Annotated in this window: 12 protein-coding genes; 3 read left to right on the top strand and 9 right to left on the bottom strand. The window is 50.7% G+C overall.

Features of this window, described 5'->3' with window-relative positions; translation table 11 throughout:
- The first annotated feature begins 98 nt into the window (after nt 1-98).
- Genes rpsF through rplI form a run of 3 tightly spaced genes read left to right on the top strand, consistent with a single transcriptional unit; the run spans nt 99 to nt 1,182 of the window.
- The gene (rpsF, locus tag DEV76_RS21095) at nt 99-452 is read left to right on the top strand and encodes a 30S ribosomal protein S6 (protein ID WP_109699931.1); all 354 of its coding nucleotides are present in this window, start codon (nt 99-101) and stop codon (nt 450-452) included.
- A 4-nt stretch (nt 453-456) separates the two neighbouring features.
- The gene (rpsR, locus tag DEV76_RS21090) at nt 457-729 is read left to right on the top strand and encodes a 30S ribosomal protein S18 (RefSeq protein WP_109700096.1); all 273 of its coding nucleotides are present in this window, start codon (nt 457-459) and stop codon (nt 727-729) included.
- Nucleotides 730-735: 6 nt separating this feature from the next.
- Complete coding sequence (gene rplI / locus DEV76_RS21085) at nt 736-1,182, top strand: 50S ribosomal protein L9 (RefSeq protein ID WP_109699930.1); 447 nt, start codon at nt 736-738, stop codon at nt 1,180-1,182.
- A 619-nt stretch (nt 1,183-1,801) separates the two neighbouring features.
- Here the strand turns inward: rplI and DEV76_RS21080 are convergent.
- The 9 genes from DEV76_RS21080 to nuoH all read right to left on the bottom strand — a co-directional run bounded on the left by DEV76_RS21080 (nt 1,802) and on the right by nuoH (nt 11,384).
- Nucleotides 1,802-2,578, bottom strand: a complete 777-nt coding sequence (locus DEV76_RS21080; protein ID WP_109699929.1) for a hypothetical protein — start codon at nt 2,576-2,578, stop codon at nt 1,802-1,804.
- A gap of 201 nt (nt 2,579-2,779) precedes the next feature.
- Nucleotides 2,780-4,057, bottom strand: coding sequence for an ABC transporter permease (locus DEV76_RS21075; protein WP_109699928.1), 1,278 nt, complete (start codon nt 4,055-4,057; stop codon nt 2,780-2,782).
- A gap of 122 nt (nt 4,058-4,179) precedes the next feature.
- Entirely contained in the window at nt 4,180-5,544 is a 1,365-nt protein-coding gene (locus tag DEV76_RS21070; RefSeq protein WP_109699927.1) for an NADH-quinone oxidoreductase subunit N, read from the bottom strand.
- Nucleotides 5,545-5,574: 30 nt separating this feature from the next.
- Nucleotides 5,575-7,020 carry a complex I subunit 4 family protein gene (locus DEV76_RS21065; RefSeq protein ID WP_109699926.1) on the bottom strand — a complete coding sequence of 482 codons (1,446 nt, stop codon included), beginning with the start codon at nt 7,018-7,020 and terminating at the stop codon, nt 5,575-5,577.
- 25 nt (nt 7,021-7,045) lie between these two features.
- Nucleotides 7,046-8,944: an NADH-quinone oxidoreductase subunit L gene (nuoL, locus tag DEV76_RS21060; protein ID WP_109699925.1), complete on the bottom strand. Its 1,899-nt coding sequence runs from the start codon at nt 8,942-8,944 to the stop codon at nt 7,046-7,048.
- 22 nt (nt 8,945-8,966) lie between these two features.
- Nucleotides 8,967-9,284: an NADH-quinone oxidoreductase subunit NuoK gene (gene nuoK, locus DEV76_RS21055; RefSeq protein ID WP_074240334.1), complete on the bottom strand. Its 318-nt coding sequence runs from the start codon at nt 9,282-9,284 to the stop codon at nt 8,967-8,969.
- A gap of 10 nt (nt 9,285-9,294) precedes the next feature.
- Complete coding sequence (locus DEV76_RS21050) at nt 9,295-9,777, bottom strand: NADH-quinone oxidoreductase subunit J family protein (protein ID WP_232827012.1); 483 nt, start codon at nt 9,775-9,777, stop codon at nt 9,295-9,297.
- Between the two features lie 16 nt (nt 9,778-9,793).
- Complete coding sequence (gene nuoI / locus DEV76_RS21045; RefSeq protein WP_109699923.1) at nt 9,794-10,312, bottom strand: NADH-quinone oxidoreductase subunit NuoI; 519 nt, start codon at nt 10,310-10,312, stop codon at nt 9,794-9,796.
- A 25-nt stretch (nt 10,313-10,337) separates the two neighbouring features.
- Complete coding sequence (gene nuoH / locus DEV76_RS21040; RefSeq protein WP_198652152.1) at nt 10,338-11,384, bottom strand: NADH-quinone oxidoreductase subunit NuoH; 1,047 nt, start codon at nt 11,382-11,384, stop codon at nt 10,338-10,340.
- Nucleotides 11,385-11,389: the final 5 nt, after the last annotated feature.

The following is an 11,389-nucleotide window of genomic DNA, read 5'->3' as shown; positions in this document are numbered from 1 at the left end:
AATTTCGTGGAAAATCGCGCCAGTAAAGCGAATTAATCCAAAAAAACCTTTTATCTTTGCACTCCATTTTAATTTTAAATCACTAACAAGGGAAAATTATGTCAAACTACGAATTGATGGTGATCTTTACCCCTGTGCTTTCTGAGGAAGACTACAAAGCTGCCCAGAAAAAATTCGCTGACCTTGTGAAAGACAATGGCGGTGCAATTGTGCACGAGAATCCCTGGGGCCTTAGATCACTGGCGTATCCGATCCAGAAGAAGACCACGGGCATGTACCTGGTACTGGAGTACACTGCGCCATCCGACTTCAATGAGAAGCTGAAGATCCAGCTCAACCGCGATGAAAATGTATTGCGTTACATGTTTACCAAACTGGACAAGCACGCTGTAGCGTACAACACCCGGAAGAAAGGTAACTACGATGCTGAACCTAAACCCGCAGAAGCTTAAAGTTATGGCAGTAAAACCTAAACAAGAGATCAAGTACTTAACCGCGGTTAAGCAAGAGAAGCGCCAGAAGAAATACTGCCGTTTCAAGAAATTGGGTATCAAGTATGTAGATTACAAAGATGCCGAGTTCCTGAAAAAGTTCCTGAACGACCAGGGCAAGATGTTGCCCCGCCGTATCAGCGGCAACTCGCTGAAATTCCAGCGTAAGGTGGCCGAGGCTATCAAGAAAGCACGTCAAATGGCGCTGTTGCCTTATGTTACTGACCTTTTAAAGTAAGAAACAATGCAAGTAATCTTAATACAAGACGTAGACAATCTGGGCCAGAAGAATGAACTGGTAGCCGTAAAGAACGGTTACGCCAGGAACTTCCTGATCCCTCAAAAGTTCGCCGTAGAGGCCAGCGAGTCTAACCTGAAGCAACTCAACGAGCGCCTGAAAGTGCAGAAAGTGAAAGAAGAGAAAATGCTCGCAGAAATCGCTAAAGTGGTGGAAGTGCTGAAAGCATCTCCGGTGAAAATCGGTGCTAAAACCGGTACCTCCGGTAAAATCTTCGGTTCTGTTACCGGCGTTCAGATCGCCCGCGCGATTAAAGAACAAAAAGGTTATGAGATCGACCGTCGTCGTATCCATATCCTCGGTGATGTGAAAGAACTGGGTACATACAAAGCCCGCCTCGATTTCGGTAAAGGAAGCGAAACCGAACTGGAATTCGAAGTGGTAGCCGAGTAGTCTCCCGCTCACCATACTAAAAAAGCTGCACCGGTAACGGTGCAGCTTTTTTTATGCCCCCTACCCCTCAACATCACTCATATTCCTCATCATCAATCTTCCCCCTGCTTACAATCCATTTGCTTGAATTTGCATTACCCGGCAGCTATGTTACTTCATGCTTCAAGCCTGTTAACAGAACCATTGCCGGACCAGCGCCACTCTTTCCATACCCAACTCCCTCCTGACTTCATATGGCCCCCTCCCATTTCCAATACTGTTGCATTGCTCCTCCCTTCAGGGTACATTAATGAGTAGATACAGAAATGTTACTGTAAGCATACTCAAGCTGGTATGTATTAAGTTAGAAGACAGTAACTCTTAGTCATCTTAGGAGTAAGTACGGCTATAATACGAGTGAAGTACGTCGATAACGTGGACTTGATGCGGAGGTGATGCGGTGGTGATGTGGAACTGGTCTGTAGGTGAAGTTGAGCATGTAACAGGCATGTAAAGTGAAGATTGGGCGCCTGCAGCCCATGGCAATGGCTGGCGGAGGAGTGGCCTGCCGTGTAGATTGGGGTTCCGTATTGTTTGATTATGAGCTTCTTACAACAAAAAATCCAGTAATGGCGCGAGGCTATTCCCGTTTATTGATCGCCTGCCTGTTTTGAGTAGCAGTGGCCTTGCGGGCAGGCATCGCTGGTATGCCGGTTAGTTTCTTATGGGATTTGGGTTTTGCAAGGGATCCTTCAGGCTGCTGCTCCTCTACAACCGCCACAATATCGGCGGCATACCACTTCCGGTCACGGATATCACCGTCTTTTACAAACTGCCTTGCCTGCACCACTACCAGCAGTGTACCCTTCCCTGGTACGTCTATGGACATTCCGGCACCGTTGAATGGCTGCTCCAGGTCGATGGTCATCGTCACTGCTTCGGAGCCGGTAATGCTGCGGGTAGCGAAATCGATCCGGGTGGCGATCAGTTTTACTTCCAGCTGTTTAGCGGAACCGTAGAGATTGCTGTAGGCCTCCAGGCGCTGCGCCGGGATGCGTAAGGTACCGTCTTTAGAGAATACCGGCGGCTGTGTTAGCAGCTTGTCAAGCCCTGTGTAGCCATTGAACCGGAAGTTCACCAGGCCGGCATGGTTGTTCCTCCCCGCCTTCATGATGTAGCTGTTAAGCCGGTTCACAAGGTAGCTGTCGGGGTAAATGTCCAGCTCGGGAGAAATAGCGCTCCTGATGAGGGCGCCTTTACGGCTGGCCGCACCGAAATACTTAGCTGCCCGGCGGGTGTTATCCGTTTGCCTGACATGCGTGGGTACAGAGCGCAAACAGTGCTTACCATCGCGCTTGTAGGAAATGACATTACCGATTCTACCGGTAAATGGAATCATGGAATCTAAGATTGCCATTACTTTAAGTTTTTGTTGTACTGGAATATACGGAAGATGTATTTGAGGGGTGGTTGGGGTGTATTGATAAAAATCAAACTATTTACGGCCTGATTATCAGGTTGTTCAATAGCCACATTATCGGGATTGAATAATCTCGAATGTCACTTCGACTGAGGTTAGAAGTTTTCGAAAAATGAGAAAAGGAGAAATAATCTGGCCTTACTCGTACCGTAACGCCACAATAGGATCCAGCCGGGAAGCTTTCACCGCGGGATAGATCCCGGATACAAGGCCCACACAGGCGCAGGCAATTATCCCGAACGTGATCCAGCCCCAGGGAATGAAGAAACTGGAGCCCATGAGGCTGGCAACACCATTGCCCACCAATATCCCGAGTATAATACCGAGCAGTCCGCCTAACAGACTGATTATTACTGATTCAAAAACAAATTGCAGCCGGATGGTAGGCGCCGTGGCCCCCAGTGCCTTGTTCACCCCGATCTCCCGGGTACGCTCCGCAACAGATACCAGCATGATATTCATAAGCCCTATCGCAGATCCGAACAGGGTAATCAATCCGATTATAGTGGCTGCCGCCGTCACCATCCCCAGCTGCCGGAACAGCATTTCTGCTATACTATCGCTCCGGCTGATGAAGAAATTGTCTTCCTCATTCACATCCATCTTCCTCACAACACGGAAAACGCCGGTAGCTTCGCCTATGGCTTCGTCCATCAGCTTAACATCCTTCACGTTCACATTGATCTGGTAAGATGCCCATGGCCGGTTAAAGACCCGCCTTGTGCTGGTTACAGTGGATATCAGCACATTATCCGCACTGAACATATTACTGCTCCCCTTACTTTCCAGGATACCGATCACCCGGTACCGTACATTCCCGAGGCGGACGTTGGTATTGAGGGCTCTTTCCGGGAAATCGCCATACAGCGTTTTGGCCACATCCATTCCTAATATGGCCACATTACGCCCCGACTCTATATCGGCTTTCGTAAAGTTGCGCCCGTATTGAAGATTGTAGTTATTAAGCTGCAGGTAGTTCTCATCTCCCCCTATCACCTGAACGTTAGGGTTGGTCTTGAAATTTTCCCGGTAAACCGTCATCCCCCCGCCGGCACGGAACAGCAGGCCTACGGTAGCAGGGAAATCATACTTTTCCTTAAACTCCATGGCTTCCCCGAAGGTGATCACCTTATTCTGATTGGAAGTGCGTACGCGGCGGCGGTTGGTATTGGTTCCTTTTACTGCAGCACCGCCATTCCCCATGCGGATGCGCATCTCCCTGTTGCGGATGGAGAAACCATTGGCGCCCATACTGGCGAAGCTGTCGTAGATCTTGTATTGCAACGCGTCGATCACCGTGAGGATACTCACGAGTGCCATGATGCCAAAGGCTATTACCAGTACGGTAAGGCCCGCCCGCAGGCGGTTGGCGCTCACGGAGCGCAGGGCGAGGGAAAATACATCTTTAGTACGCATAACGACCGTTGACTAAAGTTAACGGTTTTCTCTCATCTGTAGGACTTACAGGCTACAGAATAGCACAAAAAAAACGGCATGACGCGTTGGTCATGCCGTTCCGTAAAAATTATCTTAACCGCTTACAGGTACTGCAGCAGCAGGTTGGGGAAAATACCCAGTACGATCACGATAGCTGCGGCAATTACCAGCAGGGCCTTGAAGCCCGGGGTAACTTCCGTTGCATCCGCTTCGCCCTGTTTAAAGTACATAGCGATGATTACGCGGAAGTAATAGTAGGCGCTCACTGCTGCGCAAAGCACACCAATAATCACCAGCCACAGCAGGTTGCCCTGTTGAATGGCAGCGCTCAGTACAAAGTATTTCGCGAAGAAGCCTGCAGTAAGCGGGATGCCCGCCAGCGACAGGAGGAATATCGTACACACGAGGGCTACGAGCGGCTGCCTGCGGGCAAGACCGTTAAAGCCATCGAAAGTATAATCGTTCAGTTTAAGCAGGATAGCGAAGATGCCGATAGTGGCCACACTGTAGGCTGCTGCATACAGGATGAGGCCCTGGCTGGCCATTTCGTTATGCGCCACAATGGCAAACAGCATGAAGCCTGCCTGTGCGATACTGGAGTAGGCCAGCATGCGCTTCACACTTTGCTGGAACACCGCCGTGAGGTTACCGATAATGAGGGTAGCGGCAGTAATGATAGCGAGGATAACCTGCCAGTGGCTGCTTACGTTACCTCCGGAGAAGCTTACGTGGAAGAGGCGCATGAAGGCGATAAAGCTGGCGGCTTTCACAATGGTAGCCATGAATGCAGTGAACACGGTGGGTGAACCATCGTACACATCAGGCGTCCAGAAGTGGAAGGGAGCGGCAGACACTTTGAATGCCAGCGAGAAGCCCAGCAGGGTGATACCACACAATGCCAGCGGGCTGAGATCACCGGTACCAAGGCCCATTTCACGGATATCGAAAGTACCGGTGGCGCCATATATGAGGGCTATACCCATGAGGAGAATCCCCGTGGTGAAGGAGCCCATCAGGAAGTATTTCAGCGATGCTTCGTTGCTCTTCAGGTTCTTTTTATCCGCACCGGCCAGTATGTACTGGGGGATGGAAATGATCTCGATGGCGAGGAACAGCATCAGCAGGTTGCTGTACGATCCCGTGATCATAATACCTGCGAGGATGAAGAATACCAGCGCGAAATAATCGGCCACATCCTCCCCTACTTTCTCGAATGCGCTTCCGCAAAGGAGGAAATAGAGTGCGGTGGAGGCAATGGCTACAGCGTTGAACAACACGGAGAAGGAGCTTACCTCCACCATGCCGTGCAGCGTGCCGAATCCGCATTGCGCGTCCATCAGGTTAGCGATGAAGGCCAGCACCGTGCCGGCGATCGCAAAATATTTGATATACTGCCGTTGCTTGACAAACAGTCCCACGAACATCAGAACAATTCCAAATACAGCAGTCGTAATTAATGCGTTCATATCTTAACGTTACAGAATCAATTATTTATATCAACGTCCGGTCAATGCGGCTACGGTGTTTTGGATACCGGTACCGGAAACGAGTTCCAGCAGGGGTTTCGGATATACACCCAGCACGAAGATCATTACGGTGATGCAACCCAGCGCAATCATCTCTCCTGTTTTCAGGTCGGTAGTGGTAGCGGTAAGTGCATTGGCTTCACCGAACAACACCTTCTGGAGCATCCGCAGCATATACACGGCCGCCAGGATGATGGCCACTGCAGATACTGCTGCAAACCATACATTGTGCTGGAACAGTCCGCTGAACATCAGGAACTCACCGATGAAACCGTTGGTCAGCGGCAGGGCGATGTTGGCGAGGCTTACAATCACGAGGAGGATGGACAGGTTAGGCGCTACCGAAGCGATGCCGCCCAGCTGCTGCATATTTTTGGTACCAAGGCGCTGCTCTATCACTTCAATGATGATCCAGAGCCCGATAATGTTGATACCGTGGTTGAACATCTGTACCTGTACACCGGCAAGACTTTGTTCGTTATTCGCGAAGATGGCCGCACTCATCAGCCCGATGTGAGCGATGGAAGAGTAAGCGATCAGTCTCTTCAGGTCGGACTGCATGATGGCGATGCACGATGCGTAAATAATGCCGATCACACTCAGGAGGATAGCGGCTTCCTGCCACATGTACACACCTTCGGGTAATACAGGCATCAGCCAGCGCAGTACACCGAAGAGGCCCATTTTCACCATTACACCGCTCAGCACCATGGTAACCGCGGTGGGCGATTGCTCATAGGCGTCGGGCTGCCAGGTGTGGAAAGGGAAAACCGGCATCTTGATGGCAAACGCCACAAAGAAGAGCCAGAACAGCCAGCTTTGCTCGTTGTTGCTGAGGCTCAGGCTGGTGAAGCTCTGCCAGCTGAAAGATCCTTCCGTCTGGAAATAGATATAAATAATGCCGACCAGCATCAGGAGCGATCCGGCAAAAGTGTACACGAAGAATTTAAACGTAACCGGGATGGCTTTTTCCCCGCCCCACATGGAGCAAAGGAAATAAACCGGAATCAGTGCCAGCTCCCAGAACACGTAAAACAGCAGCGCGTCGTAAGAGAGGAACACACCGAGCATACCAGCCTGCGAGAGCAGCATAAGGCCATAGAAAGCACCTGCTTTCTCATAGTTGCGGCCCAATACGGTAATAAAGATGAGCGGGAAGGAAATGGTGGTGAGCAGCACAAGCATGAGGCTCATACCATCCAGCCCGAGGTTGAACTGACTGTTCAGCTGGGGAATCCAGTTGGCGGTGAAGTTCAGGGCATCGGGTGAGGTCCTGAATTGCGCCCAGGCAGCCAGGGTAACGGCCAGCGTGGCGAATGAGGATATCAGGCTGAATACCTTGGCGCCACGGCCGTTGAGACCGAATGTGATCAGACCCGTCACCAAAGGAATCAATATGAGTAATAATGTCAACATATCTTTTTCTTAATCCGCTATCGATTTATAAAAACAAACTGATCACAAACAATACGATCATACCTATCACCATGGCGAAGATGTAGAAACCTACCTGACCGTTCTGCAACAGTCTGGCGCGGCCACCTCCCCATTTCACTGCAGAGCCAACGCCGTTTACCACAGCATCGATTCCGGAGCGCTCCACCACATCCTGGAAGAATCTGCTCAGGACCATGAGGGGCTTTACAATGATGGCATCGTACAGTTCGTCTACATACCATTTATTCTCCAGGACTTTCGCGATGCCGGTTGAAGGCTCGCCATTGTCCGTATAGTTAGCAAATTTGCTGCGTGCCCACAGGATCATTACGATCACCAGGCCGGTGCTGAGGCCCATCAGTCCCCATTCGAGGCTGTGGCTCAGGTGATGCGCATGCAGGAAGGGAGCCGAAGGTGCGAAGATGGGGCTGAGGTATTCCGCCAGCAGATTAGGTACACCAAATACTGCAGGCATGCCCACATAACCGCCGATCACGGAAAGGATGGCCAGTACGATCAGCGGGAAAGTAATAGCTCCCGGGCTTTCGTGCAGGTGATGTTCCTGCTCGTGCGTGCCACGGAATTTACCGGTGAAAGTGATGTAGTAAAGGCGGAACATGTAGAAAGCCGTCATCAGTGCTCCGATCAGGGCCAGACCGTAAATTACCGGGCTGTAACCAAAGGCATGGGCAAGAATTTCATCTTTAGAGAAGAAACCGCTCAGGCCGGGAATACCTGCGATGGCCAGACAGCCAATGAGGAAGGTGAAATTGGTAATGGGCATCCATTTCTTCAATCCTCCCATTTTCCGGATATCCTGCTCCCCGCCCATAGCGTGGATTACGGAACCGGAACCGAGGAAAAGCAGGGCTTTGAAGAAGGCGTGCGTCATCACATGGAATACGGCAGCAGTGTATGCGCCTACGCCCAGAGCGATGAACATATATCCCAGCTGGCTAACAGTAGAGTAAGCCAGTACTTTCTTAATATCGTTTTGCTTCAGTGCAATGGAAGCTGCGAGCAGTGCGGTAGCCAGGCCCACCAGCGTCACAATCGTCTGAATGTGCGGGGCGAGGCTGTAAATCACGTTGCTGCGGGCCACCATATAGATACCGGCAGTTACCATCGTAGCCGCGTGAATGAGGGCGGATACAGGAGTAGGACCGGCCATAGCGTCGGGCAACCAGGTGTACAGGGGGATCTGTGCAGATTTACCCATGGCACCAATAAAGAGCAACATGGCAATGGCAAACAGAACTCCGCTGTCAGCACCTACGGAAGGAACCTTTTCGAATACTTCCGAGAAGGTCACGGAGCCGAACTGCGTGATCAGGAGGAAGATACCGAGCAGGAAACCGAGGTCACCGATGCGGTTCATGATGAAAGCCTTGTTAGCGGCTTTATTATACTCGATGTTTTTGAACCAGAACCCGATGAGCAGGTAGGAACAGAGGCCCACGCCTTCCCAGCCGATGAACATCATCACATAGTTGGCGCCGAGCACGAGAATGAGCATGGAAAACACGAAGAGGTTGAGATACGCGAAATAACGCGCAAAGCCTTCGTTGCTTTCATCATGCATGTAAGAAGTGGAGTAGATGTGAATGAGGGAACCCACACCGGTAATGATCAGGAGGAACAAAGCGCTCAGCTGGTCTACCTGAAATGCGAAGGGAATATGCAGGCTGCCTACGCTGATGAAGTCGAACAGCGTCACAACCTGAGGGGTGAAGCCTGGTGTGCGCACTTCGAAGAAGATCAGCAGGCTGATCACGAATGCGGCTACCACACTACCGCTGCCAACGATGCCGGTCAGCGGCTTGGATAAATACCTCCTGCCCAATCCATTGATCAGGAAACCCAACAACGGTAAAAACGGTACCAGCCAAACAAGATGTATCATCGATCTATACTATTTTTTAATCCTAGTTTTTCAGTCTGCTGAGAATGTTGATATCAACGGAATGTGTATTCCGGTACATCATAACGATAATGGCGAGGCCAACGGATACTTCCGCTGCGGCCACTACCATAACGAAGAACACGAAGAGCTGTGCAGAAGCGGCATCTACACGGCCGGCGTCTACCCACATTTTGGAGAAAGCCACCAGTAACAGGTTCACTGCGTTAAGCATCAGCTCTATGCACATGAAGATGATAATGGCGTTTCTGCGCATCAGTACCCCCATAATGCCGATGCAGAAAAGGGCGATGCTGAGAAAGATGTAGTATTGAACAGGCATGTGAAACTTTTTATTTCTTACCGATCACTACGGCGCCAACCATCGCACTCAGGAACAGCACGCTGCTGAGCTCGAAAGGCACCACGTAAGAGGTGAACAATGTTTTACCAAGATTGGATACCAGGCCGATATCAGTTTTTCCTCCTTCCTGGATGGCGGGGAGGCTGGCATCGCGGAGTGCGGCTACCAGTACCAGCAGTAAAGCACCGCCTGAAATGGCCCCGGCGTATTTCAGCCAGTTGCGCTTCTGCGGCTCAATATCTGCATTCAGGTTCATCATCATGAGTACGAACAGGAACAATACCATGATGGCACCGGTGTAAACGATCAGGTGCACCACGAACAGGAACTGTGCGTTCAGCATGATGTAATGGCCGGCGATAGCTACGAAACAGGTGATCATGCAAAGCACGCTGTTAACAGGGTTTTTGCTCAGGATCACACCCAATGCTGCAGCAATAGCGATCGCAGACAGCACTGTAAAAATTATCATATCGATTCCCATTGCCTTATTTCTTGTTTTCGGTGATGGATTTTTGAGGATGGGCAATCAGCAGGTCGTCTTTACCATAAATAAACCCTTTACGCTGATAGTTGCTCGGTGCAAATGTTTCTGACATATATACCGCCTGTTTGGGGCAGGCCTCTTCACAGAAACCGCAGAAAATGCAACGCAGCATATTGATCTCGTAACGTGCGGCATATTTCTCCTCACGGTACAGATGCTCTTCGCCCGGGAGGCGCTCAGCCGCTTCCATAGTAATGGCTTCGGCAGGGCAAGCAACAGCACACAGGCCGCAGGCAGTACAGCGCTCACGTCCTTCCTCGTCACGGTTCAGGATGTGGAGGCCACGGAACACAGGGCTGAAAGGCCTTGTTTCTTCCGGGTAGTTCACCGTCGCTTTCTTCTTGAAAATGTGCCCCAGGGTGATGGCCATGCCTTTAAAGATGGCAGGCAGATAAAGCTTCTCCCAGAGGTTCATGGGCCTCCTGTCTACCGGCGTCGCCCTGTTGGTTAAAGATTGCATATGATGAGTTTCTTCAGTTAAAAAATTAAATACCGTACTGGCGGAAAAGTACTACTGCACCGGTAACAAGCATATTCAGCAATGCCAGAGGTATCAGTATTTTCCAGCCCAGTTTCATCAGCTGGTCGTAGCGGAAGCGCGGAATCGTCCAGCGTACCCACATAAACACGAATATGAAAAAGAACGTTTTGATAAACAGAGCCACAATACCCAGTATCGTGAGCATATTACCATCGAGCCCCAGAGAATCCATGTAAGGGAAGGCGTAACCACCGAAGTACAGCGTGGCCATCAGCACCGAGCTGATGAACATGTTGATATATTCGGCAAACAGGTAGAAGCCCAGCTTCATGGAGGAATATTCCAGGTGGTAACCACCGTTCAGCTCGTTCTCCGCTTCCGGAAGATCGAACGGGGTACGGTTACATTCTGCAAATGCACAAATGAGGAAGATGAGGAAACCGATAGGCTGAAGTACAATGTACCACACACCTTCACGTTGCTGCTCCACGATATCCTTCAGGCTCAGAGAGCCGCTGAGCATGAACAGGGCAATCAGCGCCAAGCCCATGGGCAGCTCGTAGGAGATTACCTGCGAAGCACCACGGCATGCAGCCAGCAGGGAGAATTTGTTATTCGATGCCCAGCCACCGATCATAATACCGTATACACCCATACCTACAACCGCCATGATCCACAGTACGCCGATGTTGATATCAGCAATCTGCAGGCTCACGATACGGTCGCCAATGGTCAGTGAATCGCCCCAGGGGATCACTGCACTGGTAAGACAGGCGGTGAGCATAGCGAGCGAAGGGCCGAGTACGAACAGGAAGCGGTTAGCGTGGGATGGGATGATCTCTTCTTTGAAGAACAGTTTACCACCGTCTGCCAAAGGTTGCAGCAGACCGAAGATGCCGGCGCGGTTAGGACCACGGCGGTCCTGGATCCATGCGGCTACTTTCCGCTCACCCCAGGTACTGTACATCGCTACCAACAATGAAATACCCAGTACTGCCGAAATCAGCAGCAGTTTCTCTATAAGGAAATACCAGTCGATTGTGAAGTCCATATCTC

Origin of the sequence: Chitinophaga deserti, from assembly GCF_003149455.1 — a bacterium.
Lineage (GTDB): Bacteria > Bacteroidota > Bacteroidia > Chitinophagales > Chitinophagaceae > Chitinophaga > Chitinophaga deserti.
This window is presented reverse-complemented; position numbering and strand designations above follow the sequence as displayed.